The organism is Aeromicrobium sp. SP1 (genome assembly GCF_055663785.1).
On record NZ_JBQVVK010000001.1, the window covers coordinates 1772201 to 1794819 of the forward strand.

23 protein-coding genes, 2 tRNA genes and 1 other RNA gene are annotated in these 22619 nt (G+C 70.0%); 7 read left to right on the top strand and 19 right to left on the bottom strand.

Translation table 11 applies throughout. The annotated features are described in order from the left end of the window. Window positions 1–11: 11 nt before the first annotated feature. On the bottom strand, window positions 12–3113 hold the full coding sequence (gene icmF, locus ACT26F_RS08705; RefSeq protein ID WP_471670124.1) for a fused isobutyryl-CoA mutase/GTPase IcmF: 3102 nt from the start codon (window positions 3111–3113) through the stop codon (window positions 12–14). Between the two features lie 107 nt (window positions 3114–3220). Next, an RNA gene (gene rnpB, locus ACT26F_RS08710) (RNase P RNA component class A) lies at window positions 3221–3606 on the bottom strand. 255 nt (window positions 3607–3861) lie between these two features. Between rnpB and ACT26F_RS08715 the strand changes: the two genes are divergently transcribed. Beyond that, window positions 3862–4425: a TMEM165/GDT1 family protein gene (locus tag ACT26F_RS08715; protein WP_471670125.1), complete on the top strand. Its 564-nt coding sequence runs from the start codon at window positions 3862–3864 to the stop codon at window positions 4423–4425. A gap of 14 nt (window positions 4426–4439) precedes the next feature. Then, window positions 4440–5183 (top strand): YaaA family protein, encoded by a 744-nt coding sequence (locus ACT26F_RS08720; RefSeq protein WP_471670126.1) that lies wholly within the window; start codon window positions 4440–4442, stop codon window positions 5181–5183. 3 nt (window positions 5184–5186) lie between these two features. Here ACT26F_RS08720 and ACT26F_RS08725 read toward each other — a convergent pair whose 3' ends face one another. The 9 genes from ACT26F_RS08725 to ACT26F_RS08765 all read right to left on the bottom strand — a co-directional run bounded on the left by ACT26F_RS08725 (window position 5187) and on the right by ACT26F_RS08765 (window position 12892). Next, window positions 5187–5840, bottom strand: coding sequence for a histidine phosphatase family protein (locus tag ACT26F_RS08725; protein ID WP_471670127.1), 654 nt, complete (start codon window positions 5838–5840; stop codon window positions 5187–5189). Next, a complete protein-coding gene (locus ACT26F_RS08730) occupies window positions 5840–6583 on the bottom strand; it encodes a zinc ribbon domain-containing protein (RefSeq protein WP_471670128.1) in 744 nt (247 codons plus the stop codon). The genes ACT26F_RS08725 and ACT26F_RS08730 overlap by 1 nt, the downstream gene beginning before the upstream one ends. Window positions 6584–6607: 24 nt before the next feature. After that, window positions 6608–7747, bottom strand: coding sequence for a Nif3-like dinuclear metal center hexameric protein (locus tag ACT26F_RS08735; protein ID WP_471670129.1), 1140 nt, complete (start codon window positions 7745–7747; stop codon window positions 6608–6610). Between the two features lie 12 nt (window positions 7748–7759). Next, window positions 7760–8614 carry a M23 family metallopeptidase gene (locus ACT26F_RS08740; RefSeq protein ID WP_471670130.1) on the bottom strand — a complete coding sequence of 285 codons (855 nt, stop codon included), beginning with the start codon at window positions 8612–8614 and terminating at the stop codon, window positions 7760–7762. Further along, a complete protein-coding gene (locus ACT26F_RS08745) occupies window positions 8611–9639 on the bottom strand; it encodes a hypothetical protein (RefSeq protein WP_471670131.1) in 1029 nt (342 codons plus the stop codon). Before ACT26F_RS08745 ends, ACT26F_RS08740 begins: the two co-directional genes overlap by 4 nt. A gap of 15 nt (window positions 9640–9654) precedes the next feature. Beyond that, window positions 9655–11760, bottom strand: coding sequence for a RecQ family ATP-dependent DNA helicase (locus tag ACT26F_RS08750; protein ID WP_471670132.1), 2106 nt, complete (start codon window positions 11758–11760; stop codon window positions 9655–9657). Between the two features lie 45 nt (window positions 11761–11805). Next, a tRNA-Val gene (locus ACT26F_RS08755) sits at window positions 11806–11879 on the bottom strand. A 162-nt stretch (window positions 11880–12041) separates the two neighbouring features. After that, window positions 12042–12509, bottom strand: coding sequence for a peroxiredoxin (locus ACT26F_RS08760; protein ID WP_471670133.1), 468 nt, complete (start codon window positions 12507–12509; stop codon window positions 12042–12044). After that, window positions 12506–12892, bottom strand: a complete 387-nt coding sequence (locus ACT26F_RS08765) for a DUF3052 domain-containing protein (protein WP_471670134.1) — start codon at window positions 12890–12892, stop codon at window positions 12506–12508. Before ACT26F_RS08765 ends, ACT26F_RS08760 begins: the two co-directional genes overlap by 4 nt. 139 nt (window positions 12893–13031) lie before the next feature. Between ACT26F_RS08765 and aceE the strand changes: the two genes are divergently transcribed. Together aceE and ACT26F_RS08775 are read left to right on the top strand one after the other, a co-directional pair. Next, window positions 13032–15791 carry a pyruvate dehydrogenase (acetyl-transferring), homodimeric type gene (aceE, locus tag ACT26F_RS08770; protein WP_471670135.1) on the top strand — a complete coding sequence of 920 codons (2760 nt, stop codon included), beginning with the start codon at window positions 13032–13034 and terminating at the stop codon, window positions 15789–15791. A 36-nt stretch (window positions 15792–15827) separates the two neighbouring features. Next, the gene (locus ACT26F_RS08775) at window positions 15828–16922 is read left to right on the top strand and encodes a phosphatase PAP2 family protein (protein ID WP_471670136.1); all 1095 of its coding nucleotides are present in this window, start codon (window positions 15828–15830) and stop codon (window positions 16920–16922) included. Here ACT26F_RS08775 and ACT26F_RS08780 read toward each other — a convergent pair. Further along, the gene (locus ACT26F_RS08780) at window positions 16850–17836 is read right to left on the bottom strand and encodes an alpha/beta fold hydrolase (RefSeq protein WP_471670137.1); all 987 of its coding nucleotides are present in this window, start codon (window positions 17834–17836) and stop codon (window positions 16850–16852) included. The two genes, ACT26F_RS08775 and ACT26F_RS08780, sit on opposite strands and share 73 nt — an antisense overlap. A 60-nt stretch (window positions 17837–17896) precedes the next feature. Between ACT26F_RS08780 and ACT26F_RS08785 the strand changes: the two genes are divergently transcribed. Beyond that, window positions 17897–18403: a hypothetical protein gene (locus tag ACT26F_RS08785; protein ID WP_471670138.1), complete on the top strand. Its 507-nt coding sequence runs from the start codon at window positions 17897–17899 to the stop codon at window positions 18401–18403. 19 nt (window positions 18404–18422) lie between these two features. On the opposite strand, the gene ACT26F_RS08790 is transcribed toward ACT26F_RS08785, so the two are convergent. Then, window positions 18423–18941 carry a DUF3145 domain-containing protein gene (locus tag ACT26F_RS08790; protein WP_471670139.1) on the bottom strand — a complete coding sequence of 173 codons (519 nt, stop codon included), beginning with the start codon at window positions 18939–18941 and terminating at the stop codon, window positions 18423–18425. A 102-nt stretch (window positions 18942–19043) separates the two neighbouring features. Between ACT26F_RS08790 and ACT26F_RS08795 the strand changes: the two genes are divergently transcribed. Continuing rightward, window positions 19044–19349 (top strand): GNAT family N-acetyltransferase, encoded by a 306-nt coding sequence (locus ACT26F_RS08795; protein ID WP_471670140.1) that lies wholly within the window; start codon window positions 19044–19046, stop codon window positions 19347–19349. Here ACT26F_RS08795 and ACT26F_RS08800 read toward each other — a convergent pair. Continuing rightward, window positions 19346–19777, bottom strand: coding sequence for a phosphatase domain-containing protein (locus ACT26F_RS08800; RefSeq protein WP_471670141.1), 432 nt, complete (start codon window positions 19775–19777; stop codon window positions 19346–19348). The two genes, ACT26F_RS08795 and ACT26F_RS08800, sit on opposite strands and share 4 nt — an antisense overlap. Window positions 19778–19802: 25 nt before the next feature. After that, a complete protein-coding gene (locus tag ACT26F_RS08805) occupies window positions 19803–20543 on the bottom strand; it encodes a DNA alkylation repair protein (RefSeq protein ID WP_471670142.1) in 741 nt (246 codons plus the stop codon). Between the two features lie 45 nt (window positions 20544–20588). Between ACT26F_RS08805 and ACT26F_RS08810 the strand changes: the two genes are divergently transcribed. Continuing rightward, complete coding sequence (locus ACT26F_RS08810; protein ID WP_471670143.1) at window positions 20589–21266, top strand: TIGR00266 family protein; 678 nt, start codon at window positions 20589–20591, stop codon at window positions 21264–21266. A 25-nt stretch (window positions 21267–21291) separates the two neighbouring features. Here the strand turns inward: ACT26F_RS08810 and ACT26F_RS08815 are convergent, their stop codons facing one another. The 4 genes from ACT26F_RS08815 to ACT26F_RS08830 all read right to left on the bottom strand — a co-directional run bounded on the left by ACT26F_RS08815 (window position 21292) and on the right by ACT26F_RS08830 (window position 22588). Continuing rightward, window positions 21292–21774, bottom strand: coding sequence for a hypothetical protein (locus ACT26F_RS08815; protein ID WP_471670144.1), 483 nt, complete (start codon window positions 21772–21774; stop codon window positions 21292–21294). Between the two features lie 45 nt (window positions 21775–21819). Next, window positions 21820–21893, bottom strand: a tRNA-Met gene (locus ACT26F_RS08820). 69 nt (window positions 21894–21962) lie between these two features. Further along, the gene (locus tag ACT26F_RS08825; protein ID WP_471670145.1) at window positions 21963–22187 is read right to left on the bottom strand and encodes a PLDc N-terminal domain-containing protein; all 225 of its coding nucleotides are present in this window, start codon (window positions 22185–22187) and stop codon (window positions 21963–21965) included. Between the two features lie 17 nt (window positions 22188–22204). Continuing rightward, window positions 22205–22588 carry a VOC family protein gene (locus ACT26F_RS08830; protein ID WP_471670146.1) on the bottom strand — a complete coding sequence of 128 codons (384 nt, stop codon included), beginning with the start codon at window positions 22586–22588 and terminating at the stop codon, window positions 22205–22207. Window positions 22589–22619: the final 31 nt, after the last annotated feature.

Here is a 22619-nt window from a genome sequence, read left to right on the forward strand (position 1 = left end):
TAGAGCGACTCCTACACGTTGCGTCGGTACTGCCCGCCGACCTCGAAGAAGGCCTCGGTGACCTGCTGCAGGGAGCAGACGCGGGCGGCGTCCATCAGGACGGCGAAGACGTTCTCGCCGCTCGTCGCCGCCTGCTTCAGCCGCTCGATCGCGGCCGCGGCCTCGTCGCGGTGGCTCGCCTGGAAGGCGTGCAGGCGATCGAGCTGCGACTGCTTCTCCGCCTCGGTCGCGCGGGCGAGCGGGATCGTGTCGGTGTTCTCGTCGCCGTGCGGGTTGCGGAACGTGTTGACGCCGATGATCGGCAGCGAGCCGTCGTGCTTGCGGTGCTCGTAGAGCATCGACTCGTCCTGGATCCGGCCGCGCTGGTAGCCGGTCTCCATCGCGCCCAGCACGCCGCCGCGCTCGCTGATCGCCTCGAACTCGCGCAGCACGGCCTCCTCGACGAGATCGGTCAGCTCGTCGATGACGAACGAGCCCTGCATCGGGTTCTCGTTCATCGCCAGGCCCCACTCCTTGTTGATGATGAGCTGGATCGCCAGCGCCCGGCGCACCGACTCCTCGCTCGGGGTCGTGACGGCCTCGTCGAACGCGTTCGTGTGCAGGCTGTTGGCGTTGTCGTAGATCGCGATGAGCGCCTGCAGGGTCGTACGGATGTCGTTGAAGTCCATCTCCTGCGCGTGCAGCGAGCGGCCGGACGTCTGGACGTGGTACTTCAGCTTCTGGCTGCGCTCGTTCGCGCCGTACTTCTCCTTCATCGCGACCGCCCAGATCCGGCGGGCGACGCGACCCAGGACGGAGTACTCCGGGTCCATGCCGTTGCTGAAGAAGAACGAGAGGTTGGGCGCGAAGTCGTCGACGTCCATGCCGCGTGCGAGGTACGACTCGACGTACGTGAAGCCGTTCGACAGCGTGAAGGCGAGCTGGCTGATGGGGTTCGCCCCGGCCTCGGCGATGTGATAGCCCGAGATCGACACGGAGTAGAAGTTCCGGACGCCCTTCTCGATGAACCACTCCTGGATGTCGCCCATCATCCGCAGGCTGAACTCGGTCGAGAACAGGCACGTGTTCTGGCCCTGGTCCTCCTTGAGGATGTCGGCCTGGACGGTGCCGCGGACCTGCTGGAGCGCGTCCTCGGCGCTGATCCCCCGCTCGGCGGCCTGGTCGATCGCCGTGTTGAGGAAGAAGGCCAGCACGGTCGGCGCGGGCCCGTTGATCGTCATCGAGACGCTCGTCGACGGATCGAGCAGGTCGAACCCGTCGTACAGCGCGTGCATGTCGTCGAGCGTCGCGACCGAGACGCCCGAGGTGCCGACCTTGCCGTAGATGTCGGGGCGCAGATCGGGGTCACGGCCGTAGAGCGTGACCGAGTCGAACGCGGTCGACAGCCGGGTCGCGGGCTGGCCCTCGCTCAACAGCTTGAACCGGCGGTTCGTGCGGGCCGGGTCGCCCTCGCCGGCGAACATGCGCGCCGGGTCCTCGTTCTCGCGCTTGAGCGGGAAGACGCCCGCGGTGAACGGGAACGAGCCGGGCAGGTTCTCGCGCCGCCAGTAGCGCACGAGGTCGCCGTGGGAGCGGTACTTCGGCAGGCTCACCCGCTGGACCCGGTTGCCCGAGAGGGTGTCGCGGGTCTTGTCCGCGTAGGACTCGACGACGGCGGGCCACTGCGCGAACTGGTCGCGGATCGTGGGATCGAGATCCGCACGGGCGGTGGCCGCGAGGTCCGTGACGCTCGTCTCGTCGGGCAGTTCGGCGGCGACGGCGTCGAGGTGCTGCACGCGGTCGGCCGCGTCGGCGAGCCGCTCGGTGAAGTCGTGGAAGTCGCGGATCGTCTCGGCGATCTCGGCGAGGTAGCGCGTGCGCTGCGGCGGCACGAGGTGGTGCTCGTCGCTGGAGTGCCGCACCGTCACCGCGGGCAGGACGCCGGGCTCGAGTCCGAGCACGCCGCGCACCTCCTGGTAGAGCGCCGTGACGCCGTCGTCGTTGAAGTGTGCGGCCGACGTACCGAAGACGGGCATGTCGGCGGGCTGGCTGCCGAACGCCTCGCGGTTGCGCACCAGCTGACGGCCGACGTCGCGCAGGGCGTCCTTGGCGCCGCGGCGCTCGAACTTGTTGATCGCGACGACGTCGGCGAAGTCGAGCATGTCGATCTTCTCGAGCTGCGACGCGGCGCCGAACTCCGGCGTCATGACGTAGAGCGACCGGTCGACGAACGGCAGGATCCCCGCGTCGCCCTGACCGATGCCGGGCGTCTCGACGATCACCAGGTCGTTGCCGCCGGCCTTCAGCACGGCGATCACGTCGGCGAGGTGCTCGGGCAGCTCGTGGTTGCCGCGGGTGGCCAGCGAGCGGAACGTGATGTTCTCGGCGAGCGAGTTCATCCGGATCCGGTCGCCCAGCAGGGCACCGCCGCCCTTGCGTCGGGTCGGGTCGATCGCGACGATCGCGATGCGCAGCTTGTCCTGGTGGTCCAGACGCAGGCGGCGGACCAGTTCGTCGGTGAGCGAGCTCTTGCCCGAGCCGCCCGTGCCGGTGATGCCCAGGACCGGGCTGGTCGAGGACGCGGCGGCCTCGCGGACGGCTGCGGCGAGATCGGCCGAGAGCCGGCCCTGCTCCGCCGCGGTGATGGCGCGCGCGACGGCGGACCTGTCGCCTGCCAGCACGGCGTCCGGCGCGGGCAGACCCGCGGCGACGAGGTCGACGTCCGCCGACTCCACGAGCTGGTTGATCATGCCGACGAGTCCGAGCCGCTGGCCGTCCTCGGGGCTGAAGATGCGCACGCCGCAGGCCCGCAGCCGGGCGATCTCGTCGGGGACGATGACTCCGCCGCCCCCGCCGAACACCTGCACGTGGCCGGCACCGCGCTCGGCGAGCAGCTGGACGAGGTACTCGAAGTACTCGACGTGGCCGCCCTGGTACGAGCTGACCGCGACCCCCTGCACGTCCTCCTCGACCGCCGCGTCGACGATCTCGGCGACGGAGCGGTTGTGACCGAGGTGGATCACCTCGGCGCCCTGCGCCTGCAGGATCCGCCGCATGATGTTGATGCTCGCGTCGTGACCGTCGAACAGGCTCGACGCGGTGACGAATCGGACCGGGTGGGTGGGCACGTGCATGGGAACCTCGTCTGACTCGGGCCCTATTACTAGGACTTCCTACTAAATATGGTAGGTCGTCCTAGCAATTAATGCCAGACCTCGGCGACGCCGTGTCGTCGAGGGGGCGAATGAGTCGGCCTGTAAGCCGGATTCTGTCCTGCCGAAGCAGGGGCGGCCATCCATCTGGGACGCCCATTGCTGGACGCCTCGGTGCAACCTACCTGCCGCTGAGGACGAGCAGCCCTGCGGCACGGCCCCGCGAACGGGGCCAACTTGGTCTTGCTCCCGGTGGGGTTTACCGAGCCACGACGGTCACCCGCCGCGCTGGTGAGCTCTTACCTCACCGTTTCACCCTTACCCGCACCACCCGGAGGTGGCCGCTGGCGGTCTGTTCTCTGTGGCACTGTCCCGCACGTCGCCGTGGGTGGCTGTTGGCCACCACCGTGCTCTGTGGAGTCCGGACTTTCCTCGACCTCCCCGAGGGGAGCGCCGCGGCCGCCCGGCCGACTCATTCGCGCCTTCGATTGTGTCATGCCGCACAGGATGATCGGTTCGCGGCGGGCGGCTGTTAGGCTCGAGGCAGCGAAAGGGAGTAGTCCCCAACAGTCGCATCGACATACTGACCGATGCTCATCACGAGCAGCGGTCCGGTGCGGCAGGCCAGGAAACTGGCGGACGAGACTTTCGGCCGGATTCACGTACGACGAGCCCGGTCGAGGACTCGTCGCACACGGCTCTTCGTCCGGGAGGACGAGGAGCTTTTCTCATGGAGGCCGTTTTCATCGCCGCAGGTCTGGTCTTCGTCGCCGAACTCGGCGACAAGAGCCAGATCATGGCGATGACCTTCGCCACCCGCTATCGGGCGCGCACCGTCATCCTCGGCATGGGCGTCGCCTGCGCGGTCATCAACCTCGCCTCGGCGCTCATCGGAGAGGCGCTGGGCCAGTTCCTGCCGCAGGACTTCCTGCGGGTCGTCGCCGGTGTCGTGTTCCTGGTGTTCGCAGCGATCACGGCCGCATCGGTGTGGAAGTCCGAGGACGAGCCGGAGCAGATCGAGGTCAAGCCGCACTCGACGTGGGCGCTGGTGACCGTCGGCTCGGCCTTCGCCGTGGCCGAGCTCGGCGACAAGACGATGTTCGCCACGATGACGCTGTCGACGCAGTACCCGTGGTACTGGATCTGGATCGGCAGCACCGTCGGCATGGTCGTCTCGCTGGTGCTGGCGGTCTTCGTCGGCAAGCAGATCCTCAAGGTCGTCCCCCTCCGCTGGGTGCACGCCGTGGCCGCCCTCGTGTTCGCCGCCCTCGGCGTCGCCACGCTGGTCGCCTGACGTAGGGTCGCGGCGTGCTGATCCTGTTGCCGCCCTCGGAGGGCAAGACCCGGCCGGCAGCGGGCGCACCGCTCGACCTCGCGACGCTGTCGTCGCCCCGGCTGACCCGCACGCGCGAACAGCTGCTCAACGCGCTCGTGCGGCTCAGCGGCACGCGCCGCGCCACCGAGATCCTCGGACTCGGTCCCCAGCAGGCCGAGGACGTCGTCCGCAACACCCTCCTGCGCGAGGAGCCGACGGCACCGGCGATCGACGTCTACACCGGCGTCCTCTACGGCGAGCTGGGCTGGGCCACCCTCGACGACGAGGCGCGCGACCGCGGCACGCGGCAGCTCGCGATCGCGTCGGCGCTGTTCGGCCTCGTGCGACCCGACGACCACATCCCCGCCTACCGGTTGAGTGGAGGGGTGACCCTGCCGCGGCTGGGCACGGTGGCCAGCCGCTGGCGGCCGGCCCTTCCGAAGGCCATCACCGCGCTCGCCGACGGAGGTCTCGTTCTCGACCTGCGGTCCGGCACGTACGTCGGCCTCGGCGCGGCTCCCGCCGGCTCGGTCACGGTGCGGGTGCTGACGGAGACCGACGGCAAGCGCTCGATCGTCAGTCACAGCAACAAGGCCACGAAGGGCGCCGTCGTGCGACAGCTGCTCGCCGAGGACGTCGAGGCCAAGGACGCCGAGACGCTCGCGGACGCCCTGCGCGACCTCGGCTGGACGGTCGAGTCCTCGGGACCGGCCCGTCTCGACATCGTCCTGCGGTGACGATCAGGGCGTGACCGAGAAGTTCCGCAGGCTCGGCGTCCCGTCGGGCCACCAAGCGATCGTCGTGATCGACGCGGGTGCCAGCTCCATCCGGTGGATGACTCCCATGTCGGCGGCCAGCGCCGACCGGACCAGGAGCTTGATCGGCGTCACGTGGCTGACCACGACCACCGTGCGACCCGCGTGGTCGCGCAGCAGCCGGTCACGCGCCGCGTCGACGCGCAGCGCGACGTCGTCGAACGACTCCCCGCCGGGCGGTGCGATCGACGTGGACGCGAGCCACGCGTCGAGGTCATCGGGCCACTGCCGCATGATGTCGGCGAACGAGAAGCCGTCCCACGTGCCGAAGGACGTCTCCGCGAAACCCTCCTCGATCGAGACCGGCAGGGCGAGTTCCTCCGCCACATGAGCCGCCGTCTGGCGGGTCCGCAGCAGGGGCGAGGCGACGATCGCGTCGGCGCCGCCGCGCGCCGCGATCCACGCTGCGGCACGCCGAGCCTGCGCGATCCCCTCGTCGACGAGGGGAAGGTCCTCTCCCCCGCTGCCGCTGAACAGCTTGCGCTGCGTGTGCGCCGTGACGCCGTGGCGCAGCAGGATGACCGTGGTCGGGTCGCCGCCCACCGAGCCACGCCAGCCCGACGGCGGCGCCGAGGCCATCAGAGTCCGGATTCGGCCGAGCGCACGAGGATGCGGCCGCACTCGGGGCAGCGCAGCACCGTGTCAGCGGGCTCGGCGGCCAGCTCGCGCAGGTCGGCGCCGTTGATCTCCAGGTGGCACCCTTCGCAGCGGCGAGCCCGCAGCACGGCGGCACCGAGGCCCGCGTGCGCGCCGCGGACCTTCTCGTAGAGGGCGAGCAGGTCCGCGGGGACCTTCGGCAGGACCGCCTCGCGATCCGCCTTCACCTGTGCGGTCTCGGTGTCGATGCCGAGCGTCTTCTCGTCGCGTCCGGCGGCGAGCTGGTCGTGGGTGGCGCGCTCGCCGTCGAGCAGTCCGACGATCTCCTCGAGCTCGGCCTGCGCCTGCTCGAGCGACTCCATGACCTCGAGCTCCTCGTCCTCGAGCGTGCCGATCCGGCGACCGAGGGCCTCGAGCTCGCTCTGCAGGCTCGCGAGGTCCTTCGGGTTCGTGATGGCGCCGGATCCGAGCCGGTCCTCGTCGCGGGCGCGGCGGGTCTTGACCAGCTCGACCTCGGCGTCGGCCTTGGCCTGCGCGCGCTCGAGGTCGGAGACGCGGGTCTGCGCCTCGATCCGCCGGGCGTCGAGGCCGCGGAGCCGCTCGTCGACCGCCACGAGCTCGGCATGCTCGGGCAGGTTCTTGCGGCGGTGACTCAGCTGCGCGAGCACCGAATCCTTCTCCTGCAGTTCCAGCAACGCCTGCTGGGCAGCCGGGTCAGCCTTCACCAGTTCTCCTCACGACAGCGTCGTTCACGACAGGGTTCGTCGCCACGGATCGGTGACGATCGTGGAGACGCGGATCTTCACCGTATCGCCCCCACCCGAGCGCGCGAGGGCCGTACGCACCGCTTCGGCCGCCACCGGCAGCCACGTCCACTCCGCCGCCCAGTGCGGCACGTCGACGACGGCACACGCCCCGGGCAGCTCGAGGTGCTCGCTGACCGGATGGTGCCGCAGGTCGGACGTGACGTAGACGTCCGCGCCCGCGGCATCGGCCGTGCCGAGCAGGAAGTCGCCCGAGCCCCCGCACAGGGCGACGGTCTCGATCCTGCGCTCGAGGTCGCCGGCGATCCGCGTCGCGCCGTGGTGTGAGGGCAGGGCCGAGCGCACGTGCTCGGCGAACTCCCCCAGGGTCATCGGTGTGGGCAGACGGCCGATGCGGCCCGTGCCACGCTCGCCGGTGCGCGGCTCGAGCTGCCACAGGTCGTACGCGACCTCCTCGTACGGATGGGCCGCGATCATCGCCGCCCGCACCCGCTCACGGACGGACCGTTCGGCCACCACCTCGATCCGGGTCTCGTCCACCCACTCGACCCGGCCGACCGCGCCGATCGCCGGGTCGGCGCCGTGCAGCGGACGGAACGAGCCACGCCCCGGCGACTGGAACTGGGCGTGGTCGTAGTCGCCGATGTGCCCGGCACCCGCCTCGTGCATCGCGGCGACCACCCCGTCGGCGGCGTCACGCGGGGCGTACACGACCCACTTGTCGATCGGCTCGTCCGCGTCGGCCTCGAGCGGGCGCAGGTCGGTGAGGCCGAGCGCGAGCGCCATCGACTCGCTCACTCCCAGCGGCGCGCAGTCGGCGTTCGTGTGACACGTGTGCAGTCCGATCCCGTGCGTCAGCAGCGTGTGCACGACACGGCCCTTCGGCGTCGTGGCGGCGACGGACGTGGTGCCCTTGAGGTACAGCGGATGGTGTGTGACGACCAGTTGGACACCCTCCGCGACGGCCTCGTCGGCCACGGCCTGCACGGGATCGACCGCGAACAGGATCGACGAGACCTCCGCCTCGGGGTCGCCCGCGACGGTGCCGACCGCGTCCCAGTCGTCGGCCCACCGCGGCGGGTACAGGTCGTCGAGGACCGCGATCACGTCGCGCAGCGTGGTCATGGCAGGAGTCTGTCACGCCTCGAAGAGCTGGAAGTTCGCCGGCAGACCGGGCACGATCTCGGCCTTGGCGGGTTTGCGACTCCAGCTGGGATCGGTGGCTCCCTCGGCCTGCTCGATGTCGGCGAACCGGAAGGGCACGCCGCCCGCACTCAGAGGATGGGCGCGATCCATGAGTTGGAAGTGCAAGTGCGGTTCGGACGTGTTGCCCGAGTTCCCCACGGCCCCGATGACGTCACCGGCCGCGACCCGGTCGCCCTCGCTCACCGAGACGCTGCCGCGACGCACGTGTGCGTACAGGGAGAAGACTCCGTCGCCGTGGTCGATCACGACGTGGTTGCCGATCACGGCACCGGTCCCGCCGAAGTCGCGCAGGCCATCGATCACGAACATGTACGCGAACGCCAGCCACGACGTGCGCGAGAGGTGGTCCCTCCGGGAGTCGAGCACGCGCACCACGGTGCCGCCCGCGGCGGCATGGATCGGCTCGTCGAAGGAGGCGAAGATGTCCGGTCGGTGGAAGCCGCCGAAGATCGCGTACGTGGGCTCCGAACCGGGAGGATGCGGCCGGATGATGTCGATGGCGTAGGCCTGTGCGTACCCGCGGACGCCGTGGCTGGGCACCGCGTCGGCCGGGCTGTGCACGACCGTCCAGGTACCGCGCAACGGGCACCGCACCTCGATCGGAGTGCGCTCCGCCGGGTGTGGGCGGACGAGGGAGAACGCGAGGCACACGGCCGCCATGAGCGCCCAGGCGACGAAGGCCACCGGGAAGTTCACCGCGGCCACGACGGCCACGACGAATCCCCACGTCCACACGGTGAACCCGCGCGAGATCCGTCGACGCCACCGTGGATCGGAGCGGCTCACGGGGAGTCCGTGGTCGGCGGGTGGGGGCAGTTGGCGGGCGTGCGCAGTGCGTCGTCGACCGGGTTCGGCGTGTCGAGCAGCGTCTGCGCGGGATCGCACAGCTGAGGGTCGATCGTCGTGAGCTGGGTGTCCCCGTCGACCAGGTCGTAGGACCACAGGTCACCGACGCCCTCGCGGGTCAGGTCGATCTGACGCTGCGCCGCGGCGACGATCGGGGCAACTGCGGCGGCGTCGCCGTGCGGATCGACGTCGCCCAGCTCGACCTGCGTGAACCGCATCGCCGAGCCGTCACCGCCCACGGAGGGGTAGTCCTGCAGGTAGACCGCCGTGCCCTTGCCGAGGCCGGCCCCGGCGGCGCTCAGGCGACGCCACAGGGCGATCTGGTCGTCGGTCGGGTAGCCCGGGTTGGTGGCCAGACCGGACCCGTCGGAAGTCCGGACGGTCCACCTCTGCAGCGGGTCCGTCGGGAACCGAGTCTCGAGCCGGTCGAACTCCGGCAGGACGTCGGCGGCGGTCGTGCCCGCGCCGAGCGTGACCGTCGTGGCGATCGAGACGTACGGATCGGTCGTGACGTCCTGGGTCATCAGGTCGCTGTGCACCACGCCACGATCGGCGATCGCGAGCGGGACCTGCGCCGCGGCGGCGACGTCCTCGGTCGACGCCTCGGGCCGGAACGCGCGCAGGGTCAGCACGTCGTCACCCGCGGTGAGCTCGAGGTCGGCCTCCTCGTCGTGGTGGACCGTGCGGAACGCCTCGTACGTGGTCGCGACGACGTCGGTGACCCGTGCCGGGGTCGTCCCATCGGCCATCACGACCTCGAACGCGACCTTGCCGCTGTCGAGCGGCGCCGGCTCGACGTAGCGCACGGAGACGTCGGCCACCCCCGCGGAGCCGCGCAACGTCGCGGCGAGCTCCTTCGCGTCATCGACGTGGCTGGTGCCGGTGCAGCCAGCCAGGACGACCGCGAGAAGCACGGTTGGGGTGAGCAGGGCGGTAAGGCGACGCCCCCGATTCGGTCGCTTCACCCGCCCACCGTAGCGTCAGCCGACCGAGGCGAGCGCGAACGGCAGGACGTCACCTGCCCCCGCGAGCCGCAGTGCGCGCGAGGCGACCGTGAGCGTCCAGCGGCTGTCCACGAGGTCGTCGACGAGCAGGACCGGTCCGGGCGTCGCGGCGATCGCCGCCGCCAGGTCCGGGCCCACGGAGAACCGGCCCCAGACCGATGCGAGCCGGAAGGCGCTGTTGCCGCCGGACTCGGCGCGCGGGATCGCCGGATCGAGGTCGAGGGTGCCGAGCAGCGGGAGCCGGCCGAGCCGGGCGATGGCCGCGGCGGTCGAGGCGACCAGCTGCGGCCTGCTCTGCGACGGCATCGCCACGATTCCGACCGGGCGCACGTCCCACGGCCAGTCGCGCAGTGCCCGCACGACCGCCCCCACGAGCGGTTCGGGGATCGCCCGGTCGGCCGCGCCGGCGGCGAACAGCTCACGCAGCGTGCCACCCCAGCCGAGGTCGGTCAGCCGGGCGACGACCCGGCCCGTCCCGGCCTTCTGGTCGGCGGAGATCCGACCGCGGACGTCGACACCGCGGCGGTCGGCGCCCGTCGGCCACTGACCCCGCGGCTCGATCGGCACGCCCACGCGGTCGAGCGCCTCGACGGCGCGCCCGACGGTGGCCTCGGGGACCTCGGTCGGGTACCACGGGCCCGCGCACACGTCGCATCGTCCGCACGGCGCCGCGGAGGGATCGTCGAGGTCGCGCTGCAGCAGCTCCATCCGGCACGTGGCGCCCGCCTCGTAGACGATCATCGACTGCTGCTCGTGCTCACGCGCGGCCGCGATCCGTGCGTAGCGCTCCGCGTCGTAGGTCCACGGCGCCCCCGTGGCGACCCACCCACCGCGCACCCGGCGCACGGCTCCGTCGACGTCCAGCACCTTGAGCAGCAGCTCCAGCTGGGTGCGCCGCACGTCGACGAGCGCCTCCAGCGCCGGCGTCGAGAGCGGCTCGGGGCCGAGCTGCTCGATCACGCGGGTGGCCCGCTCGGGATCGGGCATCGAGGCCGTCGCGAAGTAGCGCCAGATGTCGCGGTCCTCGGGTCCGGGCAGCAGGAGGACGTCGGCATGCTCGGTGGCGCGGCCGGCACGACCGACCTGCTGGTAGTACGCGACCGGGGACGACGGCGCCCCGAGGTGCACGACGAAACCCAGGTCGGGCTTGTCGAAGCCCATGCCGAGCGCGCTGGTCGCGACGAGCGCCTTGACCCGGTTCTGCTTGAGCGCCTCCTCCAGCTCCTCGCGCTCGGACGGGTCGGTGCGTCCCGTGTAGGCGCGGACCTCGTGGCCGGCCTCGCGCAGCAGTCGCGCCGTGTCCTCGGCCGCGGAGACCGTCAGCGCGTACACGATCCCGCTGCCGGGCAGATCGGTCAGATGCGCGACGAGCCAGCCGAGCCGTTGCTTCGCGGTGGGCAGTGTGAGACAGCCGAGGCGCAACGAGTCGCGCGCCAGCGTGCCGCGCAGCGTGAGGACGTCGGAACCGCCGAGCTGCTCGGCGACGTCGGCGACGACCCGGGCGTTCGCGGTGGCGGTGGTCGCCAGGACGGGCACCCCGGGGCCGAGCGACTCGATCAGGTGCGCCAGCCGCCGGTAGTCGGGCCGGAAGTCGTGGCCCCAGTCGGAGATGCAGTGCGCCTCGTCGACGACCAGGAGTCCCATCCGGTCCAGCAGCAGCGGCAGCTGCTCCTCGCGGAACGCCGGGTTGTTGAGCCGTTCGGGCGAGACCAGCAGCACGTCGATCTCGTCGCGGGCCAGCCGCGCCCGCACATCGTCCCACTCCTCGACCGTCGCGGAGTTGATCGCGGCGGCACGCACACCCGCCCGTTCGGCCGCGGCCACCTGGTCGCGCATGAGCGCCAGCAGCGGCGAGACCAACAGGGTCGGGCCCGCGCCCCGCGCCCGCAGCAGCGCCGTCGCGACGAAGTAGACGGCCGACTTGCCCCAGCCGGTGCGCTGGACGACCAGCGCGCGACGCCGGTCGTCGACGAGCGCGGCGATCGCCTCGAGCTGCCCTTCGTGGAACTGCGCGTCGTCGCGGCCGGTGAGGGCGCGCAGGCGGTGGAGGGCCTCGTCGGCGGTGGGGGTGGTGACCGTCATGACTCGATCGTGTCAGGTGCCCCCGACAGTCGTCCGCGCGGCGAGTGGGCGAAGAGGGTCTCGAACCCCCGACCTTCCGGGTGTAAACCGGATGCTCTGACCAACTGAGCTATTCGCCCGGGTTTTCTTGCCCGAGAACGGTAGCGCACGGCCGGTCCGGACAAAGAAGAGCCGCGCCGCCAGGGTCTCGGGTCCCTGGCGGCGCGGTAGTGCTATCAAACCAGATGAGCATGGCCTTTGTGGGCCGTTTTCACGTGTTGGTACGCAAGTTTCTGATGAGGTCAGGAAAGTGCGGCGAGCGCGTCCCGATAGGCCTGCAGGTCGCGTGCTTCGCCCAGGCCGTTCTCGACCTTCCATCGCACGATACCCTCCCGATCGATCACGTACGTGCCGCGCGCGGCGGCACCCGGACCCTCCTGGAAGATCCCGTACGCACGGGCCACCTCGCCGTGCGGCCAGAAGTCGCTCAGCAGGCTGAACGCGTAGCCGTCCTGGTCGGCCCAGGCGCGCAGCGAGAACATCGGATCGCACGAGATCGCCAGCACTTCGGCGTCGGCGGTCGTGAAGACGTCGAGGTTGTCGCGGATCTCGCACAGCTCGCCCGTGCAGATCCCGCTGAACGCGAACGGGTAGAACACCACCACGACGTTGCGGCCCCGCAGACCCGACAGCGAGACCTCCTCGCCGTGCTGGTTGCGCAGGGTGAAGTCGGGGGCGGCCGCACCGACCTCGACGGCAGCGGCGCTCATCGCTTGTGGGTCGAGAGTTTGGTGACCACCCAGTCGGCACCGACGGCAGCGGTGGTCGTGATCGACAGACCCGCGATCGACGCGGCCTCACCGATGTCGGCGCCCGAGACGTGGCCCTGATGGCCCACCTTCGGCGTCAGCAACCAGACGAACCCGCCCTCGGCAAGGTCCTGGAGGGTGTCGACCAGCGCGTCGGTCAGGTCGTCGTCGCCGTCTCGGAACCACAGCACGACACCATCGACGACATCACCGAAGTCGCCATCGACGAGTTCGCTGCCGGTGTGGGACTCGATCGCCGTCCGCAGTTCGGCGTCGACGTCCTCGTCCCAGCCGAGCTCCTGGATGACGGAATCGGGTACGAAGCCCAGCTTCCCCGCGTCCACCGCACCTCCTCGTTTCTCCTACTTCTCAGTAGGTTTTCCTACTCGTGAGTAGGTCGTTTCCTAGGTTGACCGGACTCACACTAGCGAACTCCGGGTGGTTTGATGGTGGTGTCCATCCCGACACCCCAGGGAGTGCCACATGGCCACATCCGGCCCCGACCGTCCGATCATCATCGAAGGCATGCCGACCCAGCTGCCCGACATCGATCCTGATGAGACCAGCGACTGGCTCAGCTCACTCGACCAGATGGTCGACGAACGCGGCCGCGAGCGCGCGCGCTACGTCATGCTGCGCATGCTCGAACGGTCCCGAGAGCGCGCCGTCGGCATCCCCGCACTGCGCAGCACCGACTTCGTCAACACGATCCCGCCGGAGCGTGAACCCGAGTTCCCCGGCGACGAGGAGATCGAACGACGCATCCGCTCGTACATCCGCTGGAACGCCGCGGTCATGGTCTCGCGCGCGAACCGCCCGGGCCTGGGCGTCGGCGGCCACATCGCGACGTACCAGTCGGCCGCGAGCCTGTACGAGGTCGGCTTCAACCACTTCTTCCGCGGCAAGGACCACCCCGGCGGTGGCGACCACATCTACTACCAGGGCCACGCCGCACCCGGCGTCTACGCCCGGTCGTTCCTCGAGGGACGCATCGACGCCGAGCGCCTCGACAAGTTCCGCCAGGAGCACACCCACGGCGCGGGCCAGGGCCTGTCGTCGTACCCGCACCCGCGGCTCATGAGCGACTACTGGGAGTTCCCCACGGTCTCGATGGGCCTGGCCGCGATCAACTCGATCTACCAGGCGCGGTTCAACCGCTACCTCCACCAGCGCGGCATCAAGGACACCAGCGAGCAGCACGTGTGGACGTTCCTGGGCGACGGCGAGATGGGCGAGCCCGAGTCGCTCGGCGCGATCGGCCTGGCCGCGCGCGAGCAGCTCGACAACCTGACGTTCGTCATCAACTGCAACCTGCAGCAGCTCGACGGCCCGGTGCGCGGCAACGGCAAGATCATCCAGGAGCTCGAGTCCTACTTCCTGGGCGCGGGCTGGAACGTCATCAAGGTCGTGTGGGGCCGCCAGTGGGACGACCTGCTGGCGCGCGACACGACCGGCGCCCTGGTCAACCAGATGAACCGGGTCCCGGACGGTGAGTTCCAGACCCTCTCGATCGCCGACGGCGCGTACAACCGCGAGCACTTCTTCGGCCCCGATCCCGAGCTCGCCAAGATCGTCGAGCACCTGTCCGACGAGGACATCGAGAAGCTGCCTCGCGGCGGACACGACTACCGCAAGGTCTACGCGGCCTTCGACTCGGCCATGAAGCACAAGGGCCAGCCGACCGTGATCCTCGCGCACACGATCAAGGGCTGGCTGCTCGAGAAGCTCATGGCGCGCAATGCGACGCACCAGATGAAGAAGCTCACGACCGACGACCTCAAGCACTTCCGCGACCGGCTCCACATCCCGGTCACGGACGAGCAGATCGACGCCCCCGACGGCGCGCCGTACTACCACCCGGGCGCCGACCACGAGCACATCAAGTACATGCTCGACCGGCGCAAGCAGCTCGGTGGCTCGCTGCCGTCGCGCATCGTGCGCGCCGCGCCGCTGACACTGCCGGGCGACGACGTCTACGCCGACCTCAGGAAGGGCTCGGGCAAGCAGCAGATCGCCACGACGATGGCGTTCGTACGCCTGCTGCGCGAGCTCATGAAGGACAAGGAGATCGGCAAGCGCATCGTGCCGATCGCCCCCGACGAGTACCGCACGTTCGGCATGGACTCGATGTTCCCGTCGGCCAAGATCTACAGCCCGCACGGCCAGACGTACGAGTCGGTCGACCGCAAGCTGCTGCTGGCCTACAAGGAGAGCGAGAAGGGCCAGCTGCTGCACGAGGGCATCAGCGAGGCCGGCGCCAGCGCGTCGGCGATCGCGGCCGGCAGCGCGTACGCGACGCACGGCGAGCCGATGATCCCGGTCTACCTGTTCTACTCGATGTTCGGGTTCCAGCGGACCGGCGACTCGTTCTGGGCGATGGCCGACCAGCTCGCGCGGGGCTTCCTGATCGGTGCCACCGCGGGCCGCACGACGCTCACCGGTGAGGGCCTGCAGCACGCCGACGGCCACTCCCCCCTGCTGGCGCGCACGAACCCCGCGGTGGTCCACTACGACCCCGCGTACTCGTTCGAGATCGCCCACATCGTGCAGGACGGCCTGCGCCGCATGTACGGCGACGCGCAGGACCCGCACGGTGGCACGGGCGAGGACGTCGTCTACTACATGACGGTCTACAACGAGCCGATCAACCAGCCCGTCGAGCCGGACGGTGTCGACGTCGAGGGCATCCTCAAGGGCGCCCACCGCTACAGCACCTCGCCGGTCGACGGTGAGCGGCCCGCGCGGATCCTGGCGTCCGGTGTCGCGGTCCCGTGGGCGATGACGGCGCAGCAGATCCTCGCCGACCAGTACGGCGTCGGCGCCGAGGTCTGGTCCGTCACATCGTGGAACGAGCTGGCCCGCGAGGCCGAGGACACCGAGCGGTGGAACTTCAACCACCTCGGCGACGAGGCCCGCACGCCCTGGATCACCACGAAACTCGGCGACGGCGGCCCCTCCGTCGCGGTCAGCGACTACATGCGCGCGGTGCCCGACCAGATCTCGCGGTGGGTGCCGGGCACGTGGCTGTCGCTGGGTGCCGACGGGTTCGGCTTCGCCGACACCCGGGCGGGCGCGCGTCGCTACTTCCAGATCGACGCGGAGTCGATCGTGGTCGGTGTGCTGGCCGCCCTGGCCCGTGAGGGACGTCTCGACCCGGCCGTCGCCAAGGAGGCCTTCGAGAAGTTCCAGATCGACGATCCCACTGCGGTCGCAGGGGTCATGCAGGAAGGTGGGGACGCCTGAGAAGCCTCTCAGTCGGCTGACACTAAACTGGTCCGCATGGTCGGACGCTGGTGGCACGTGCTGCGCTCGTGGCCCTACACCTTCGGCGTCACGCTCGCGCTGCTCACCGGAGGCACTGCGGTCGTCCTGTCGCAGCAGTTGGGGATCGCGCTCAAGGACCCCGAGGGCTTTCTCGGACCGGCGTACGTCCGGTTGCCGTTGATCGGTCTGGGCTTCTTCGCGCTGGGCGTCGTACCGATGGCCGTCCGTCGCGCCGGCTGGCGGCACACGTGGCGCGGCGTACGCGACATCGTCCGCGACGAGTGGTCGTGGCAGCGGGTCGCGCACATCGCCACGGGTCTGATCACGTTCTACGTCTGCTACGTGAGCTACCGCAACATCAAGGGCTTCCTGCCGGTGCTGCGCGAGGGCGTCAACTTCGACACGATGCTCGGCAGCTGGGACTACTGGCTCATGTTCGGCAACCACCCGTCGACGCTGCTGCACGACGTGCTGGGCACGAGCTTCTCGGCGCAGGTGCTGGCGACCGTCTACGTCAGCTATCTCGCGCTGATCCCGATCACGCTCGGCGCGTTCCTCGTGCTCAACCGCGACTACACGCTCGGCGCCTGGTACGCGACGGCGCTGTCGCTGAACTGGGTGCTCGGGGCGATCAGCTACTACACGCTGCCGTCGCTCGGCCCGGCGTACTCGAACGCGGTGCTGTTCGCGGACCTGCCCACGACGGGTGTGACGCAGCTGCAGAAGTCGCTGTTCGTCAACGCCGCGCAGAACCTCGAGAATCCGACGAACGCGCCCATCTGGGGCATCGCGGCATTCGCCTCACTGCACGTGTCGGTCACGATGACCGCGGTGCTGTTCTTCCAGCGGACCGACCAGCCGCGCTACATCCAGATGACCGCGTGGGTGTACTTCGTGCTGACCGTCATCGCGACGCTCTACTTCGGCTGGCACTTCATCGCCGACGACGTCGCCGGCGCGTTCATCGGCTGGGTGTCCGTCGCGATCGGCGGCTGGGCCACCGGCAACGGCTTCTGGCACCAGCGACATCACAAGGTTCAGCTGACGGCCGAGGGCGAGGCGGACGAGCCGTCCGCCGCCGACTCCGGCACGCTCGCCAACCCGAACTGATCCCCGCGGCGCAGGAGCGTGCGCCAGCGGCCCCGGTGGTACTGCGCGGGGGCCTGGCTGTGGCAGAAGTCGACGAGCAGTCGCACGAACTCGTCGGGATGGTCCTTGTGCGGGAAGTGTCCCGACCGCTCGAACACGTGGACGTGCGAGTTCTCCAGCGACGGCAGCTTCTGCGCGTGGTCGACGGGAATCACGAGGTCCTCGCGGCCCCACACGACGAGCACCGGCATGAGCGCGGCGAGGTAGGCGCGGTCGGCCATCGTGACGAACTGGCCGCGCCAGTCCAGGACGGTCCGCGACAGGCGGCGGATCGCCAGGCTCTGCGCCGGATCGGCCAGCCGCTCGTAGACGTCGGCGACCTCGTCGAGGTCGTGCACCGCCGGCACCGGCACCTTGGAGAGCGCCCGCATCGAGGAGGCGACGATGCCGCGCAGGGGACGCACCGTGGCCAGTCGTAGGCCGATGCCCGCGCCCGGCAGGGTCAGCGCGCGGATCATCGGGGTGACCTCGGGGCCGAGGCCGCCGGTGGACACCAGCACGATCCGCTCGGTGCGCTCGGGGAACTGGTAGCCGAACTGCATCGCGACGCCGCCGCCGAAGCTGTGGCCGACGACCGTCACCTTGTCGATGCCCAGGATCGTCAGCAGGTCGCGCATGCCGTTCGCGTAGCCACCGAGCGAGTAGTCGGCGTTGGGCTTGTCGGACTCGCCATGGCCCAGCAGGTCCGGCGCGATCACCGTGAAGTGCTCGGCGAGCTGGTCGATGACCGGGAACCACGTCGAGGAGTCGCACGCGAGACCGTGCAGCAGCAGCAGCGGCGGACCCGAGCCGCGCAGGCGATAGGCGCGGCGATAACCATGGACGACGACGTAGTTCACGTCGTCAACGGGTCCGTGGTCGGGGGCCAGCGCCATTCACCCATGGTATCTGCGACGTGTTCGGTTCGTGTCGGCATCCCCCGTAGACTCGTGCGCGTGGCAGCTCAATCGGACTTCAGGCATCCTGCGGTGCGTGCCGTCGGCTGGCTGGCGCTGATCGGGGTGGCCCTGGGCATCGCCCTGGGCCTGTTCTCCGCGGGGGCACTCACGGCGACCGGCGTCACCGCCGCAGACCTCCCGCCCCTGGCCGCGCCGACCACCGAGCCGACGACGACACCGACCCCGACGGCCGAGGCGACGACCGAGGCCCCGAAGGACGAGGGGCCGCAACCACGCCTGCAGCCCATCAAGGGCAACGTCGCACCCGGCGAACGGTTCGCGATCGTCGGCCAGCTGCCGAGCGCCGACGAGGGCACCGTCCTGCAGGTCCAGGTCAAGGACGGCGACGGACCGTGGGACGACTTCCCGGTCACCGTGCAGGCGAACGACGGCGGTCGCTTCGAGACGAAGATCTACACGTCGCGCACGGGCGAGCGGAAGTTCCGCGTGACGGACACGGGCTCGGGCAAGTCCACGCCGGTCATCACCGTCACGATCGGCTAGCGACGGGCGGTGTGCGGGGTCAGATGACCTGGTGCAGCCACCGGACGGGAGCGCCCTCGCCGGCCAACCGGAACGGCTCGAGCTCGGCGTCCCACTTGACCCCGAGGAGTCCGTCGAACGCCTCGTCCATCGTGATCTCGCCGGCGGCCACCTTGACCCGGAACGCCCGGATGCGGTCCTCGGGGATGACGACGTCGCCGTGCAGGCCGGTCATGGCGTGGAAGATGCCCAGGCTCGGCGTGAACGAGTAGCGGGCGCCCTCGCTCGTGGCGGTGGGCTCCTCGGTCACCTCGAAGCGCAACAGGTCCCAGCCGCGCAGCACCGACGCGATGGCCGCAGCGGACCCGACGGGTGCCTGCCACGACAGCTCGGCGCGGTACGCCCCGGGCTCTGCCGGCTGCGGCGTCCACGCCATGTCGACCTTGCCGCCGAGCACGCCGGCGGCCGCCCACTCCACATGCGCGCACAATGCCGACGGGGCAGAATGCACGAAGATGACACCCCTCGTGAGGGGGGTGCCGGATTGGACCGTATTCATTGGTACCTCCCTAGGTGCGCCTTCCCCAGCGATCTCGGGTGATACCTCGTCACCATTGTGACGCATGAGACGTGTCCACGACAAGGAAAGGCGGCTGCTCGCGTGCCGAACGTCACCGACAACCCCACGACCTCCCGTTTTGAGCTGACCGACGACGACGGCACGCTCATCGGATATCTGGACTATCGACGACATGAGCAGGAGTACGCGCTGCCGCACACGAAGATCGATCCGCGCTTCGAGGGACACGGCTACGGCGGCCTCCTCGTGACCGGTGCGCTGACCGAGATCGCCGAGCGCGGTGGCACCGTCCTGCCGTACTGCCCGTTCGTGCCGCACGTGATCCGCGAGAACCCGCAGTTCGTCGACCTGGTCCCCGTGGACCGGCGCTCCGACTTCGGGCTCTAGACCGCCCGGACGTCCCCGACGCCCGCATCGCGCAGCAGTTCGACGATGTCCGTGGCGTCCTCCCACGCCTCGGCGACCTCGAACCCGTCGGCGGTGATGTCGCGCAGCAGCTCGGTCTTGACCGTGACGGCGGGCCGGTAGTCGGCTGCGAATCGCATGTAGAGGCCGTCGTGGGAGATCCCGTGGCCGGCGAGCCAGTCGAGCGTCAGATCGCGCCACACGAACTCCCGAGCGGTCCACAGCACGATCGCGAGGCCTCGCTCGCGAGCGTCCTGCAGGCCGGCGAGCACGTCGGCGCGGGCGGGACAATCGGCCGAGGCCGCGTGGAAGGCCGGAAAGTCCTTCTCCTCCCCCGCGACGAGGTGATCGATCGACGAGGTGTCGCACAGCGTGCCGTCGAGATCGAACAGGGCGGCGGCGCGGTTCATGGCCCCATCCTCGCAGCGGCGAGCCTCACCCGGACCGCGGGATCGCCCGGAGGTGGGCCCGGATCGCCGGGTCGAGCCGCTCGGTCGCGTAGGCGAGCATCGTGCGTGGCATCCGTCCGGCGTGCCGCTCGAGGAAGTCACGCAGGACGGCCTCGTCAACCCGCTTGCCGACCTCGCGCAGCATCCAGCCGACCGCCTTGTGGATCAGGTCCTCGGGATCGTCGAGCAGCCGCTCGGCCAGCGCGAGCGTCGTCGAGGGGTCGCCACGCTTGATGAACGCGAACGTGCTCAGCACGGCGACGCGGCGCTCCCACAGCGAGTCGCTCGCGGCGAGGACGAACAGCACGTCGCGGGGCCGCTCCCACAGCCACGGTCCCACCACGAGCTCGGCCGAGGCGTCCACGAGGTCCCAGTTGTTGACCCGTCCGTCCTGCACCGCGGCGAGGTAGAACTCGACGCAGGCCTGCTGTTCGGCCACGTCGAGCCGGCGCGGTGAGCTCGCGGTCGCGTACCGATCGGCGACGAGCAGGACGCCGGCGAGCCGGTGCTCGTGGACCTCGCTGTGGAGCAGGATCCGGACCTGGCCGAACTCGAGTCCGCGAAAGCGCCGGACGACCGCGCGCACCTCGGGCACCTTCGCGCCGAGGAACACGTCGCCCTCGCCGTACTCCCCCGGCCCGGTCTTGAAGAATCGCTGCGAGTGCGCGGCGCGTTCGGCGCTGCCGTACTCGGCGAGCGCGGCCTTCACGTCGTCCGCGGTGTCCACCCCTGAATCGTGGCACCATCGGCGCCCGCGCCATACGCTGCGATCATGCAGACCGAGATCATCCACGGCCCGGCCTACGCCGCGGCGAAGCTCACCCTCACGCAAGGCGAGACGGTCCGCGCGGAGGCGGGCTCGATGCTGGCGATGTCCGCGGGCATCTCGATGCAGACCTCCACCCAGGGCGGCGTCATGAAGGGGCTGCGCCGTTCGTTGCTCGGCGGGGAGTCGTTCTTCATGAACACCTTCCGCGCCGACGTCGACGGGGCCGAACTCTGGCTCGCTCCCGCCCTCGCCGGCGACGTCGTCACCCTGCCCGTCGGTGGCGACCTGTACGTCCAGTCCGGGTCGTTCCTGGGATCGGCCGACGGCGTCGACGTCGACTCCAGCTGGGGCGGCTCGAAGACGTTCTTCTCCCGCGAGGGCCTGTTCATCCTCAAGGTCTCGGGGCACGGCGACGCCATCGTGTCGAGCTACGGAGCCATCCACACCATGGATCTGCAGCCGGGCCAGACGTTCACGGTCGACACCGGCCACATGGTCGCGTGGGACGCCGGCGTCCGGTACGCGGTGCGCAAGGTCGGGAACTGGAAGTCGACCTTCTTCTCCGGCGAGGGATTCGTGTGCGACCTGACCGGCCCCGGCCGGATCTACCTGCAGACCCGCAGCCAGGACGCCTTCCTCGGCTGGCTCATCCCGAAACTGCCGTCGAACAGCGGCAACTGACTCGGCGACGACCCGGGCCCTGGAGTCAGTAGTGCGGCACGGGGGCTCGGGTGGGCCCGTCCAGCTGGTCGCAGGTGATCTGGAGCTCGCCGGGGATGGGAGCGCCATACGCAGCGAAGAGCTGGAGCGAATGGCTCTGCAGCGGCGCGAGCGTGATGTCGTTCGGCAGGTCACGCGACGGCGGCAGATTCGTCGGATCGACCGTCACGCCCGTGGCCGGCTCCGGGCCCAGGTTCCGCAGCGCGTACTCATCCCTGCCGCGCCGTTCGAGCTGGAACTCGACAGGCGCGACTGCGCTCGCCGTGATCCGGTTGACGCTCGCATCAGCCAGGCGATCGAGCGCGTCCGCCATGCGCTGGAACTGCGCGACCGCCTCGTCGGCTCGCTCCTCGGCTCGCTGGGCCCGGCCGTCCGCGATCCCGGCGTTGGTGTAGGCCTTCACGGCCGCGAAGGCCACGGGAACCAGACCCACCCATGCCGCGAGGGCTGCCCAACCTGATGCGTCCACGTGATCAGTTTCCCTCAATGACCTCGTGACGACCTGGAACGTGAGTAGGGAGGGTGGGGCTCGAACCCACGACCCAAGGATTATGAGTCCTCTGCTCTGACCGGCTGAGCTACCTCCCCGTCGCCGTCCGAGCGTACAAGTCTCGCACGGCACCGTGCCGCTCAGGTGAGTCGCAATGAGAGGTGCGATCAGCGCCTACGCTCGAGCTGCTTCATCGCATGGCGCGGATTCGCCCAGTAGAGGATGGCGCCCAGCGTTCCGCCGAAGATCAGGACGAGGAGCCACGGAAACCTGTCCTGTCCCGCGGCTCGCCACTGCTCGTCGGGTCGCCTGAGGGCGTCCACGATCGCCACGATCCAGAGCGACACGGCAACCAGGAGGATCCCGATCTCGACCATCCCGAAACCGAACATGGCCGGGACAATACCGCCTACTGCCGGGACACCCACCACGTCGCCGCGCCGCGCGGATCGCGGAAGCCACCGCGCAGGTCGTCGTCCGCGTCCTTGCGCGCGACCGGTTGCACGGACTCCGCACCCGCAGCGACCGCTCGGGCATGCACGGCCTCGGGGTCGGGCACGTAGAGGTGGACGTGCACCTCCGAGCTGCGAGCCGGTGTCGCGGCACCGCCGATCATCACGACCCCGTCGTCGATGCGCACCTCGGCGTGCATCAGCCGTCCGTCCTCGTGGTCGAACCGGCGCAGCAACTCACCGCCGAAGACCTCTGCGAGGAAATCGACGAGCGCCCCACCCTCGGCGCAGATCAGGTACGGACTCACTGACGGATACCCGTCGGGCTTCCACTCGGTCATGGCAGTACCTCCATGACGAGCGTAAGACGGG

Coding starts and splice junctions, on each gene's coding strand:
- ACT26F_RS08790 (WP_471670139.1), bottom strand. CDS start 18,941: ATGAATACGGTCCAATCCGGCACCCCCCTCACGAGGGGTGTCATCTTC.
- ACT26F_RS08775 (WP_471670136.1), top strand. CDS start 15,828: ATGGTCGGACGCTGGTGGCACGTGCTGCGCTCGTGGCCCTACACCTTC.
- ACT26F_RS08715 (WP_471670125.1), top strand. CDS start 3,862: ATGGAGGCCGTTTTCATCGCCGCAGGTCTGGTCTTCGTCGCCGAACTC.
- ACT26F_RS08735 (WP_471670129.1), bottom strand. CDS start 7,747: ATGACCACGCTGCGCGACGTGATCGCGGTCCTCGACGACCTGTACCCG.
- aceE (WP_471670135.1), top strand. CDS start 13,032: ATGGCCACATCCGGCCCCGACCGTCCGATCATCATCGAAGGCATGCCG.
- ACT26F_RS08750 (WP_471670132.1), bottom strand. CDS start 11,760: ATGACGGTCACCACCCCCACCGCCGACGAGGCCCTCCACCGCCTGCGC.
- ACT26F_RS08760 (WP_471670133.1), bottom strand. CDS start 12,509: ATGAGCGCCGCTGCCGTCGAGGTCGGTGCGGCCGCCCCCGACTTCACC.
- ACT26F_RS08810 (WP_471670143.1), top strand. CDS start 20,589: ATGCAGACCGAGATCATCCACGGCCCGGCCTACGCCGCGGCGAAGCTC.
- ACT26F_RS08800 (WP_471670141.1), bottom strand. CDS start 19,777: ATGAACCGCGCCGCCGCCCTGTTCGATCTCGACGGCACGCTGTGCGAC.
- ACT26F_RS08825 (WP_471670145.1), bottom strand. CDS start 22,187: ATGTTCGGTTTCGGGATGGTCGAGATCGGGATCCTCCTGGTTGCCGTG.
- icmF (WP_471670124.1), bottom strand. CDS start 3,113: ATGCACGTGCCCACCCACCCGGTCCGATTCGTCACCGCGTCGAGCCTG.
- ACT26F_RS08830 (WP_471670146.1), bottom strand. CDS start 22,588: ATGACCGAGTGGAAGCCCGACGGGTATCCGTCAGTGAGTCCGTACCTG.
- ACT26F_RS08780 (WP_471670137.1), bottom strand. CDS start 17,836: ATGGCGCTGGCCCCCGACCACGGACCCGTTGACGACGTGAACTACGTC.
- ACT26F_RS08725 (WP_471670127.1), bottom strand. CDS start 5,840: ATGGCCTCGGCGCCGCCGTCGGGCTGGCGTGGCTCGGTGGGCGGCGAC.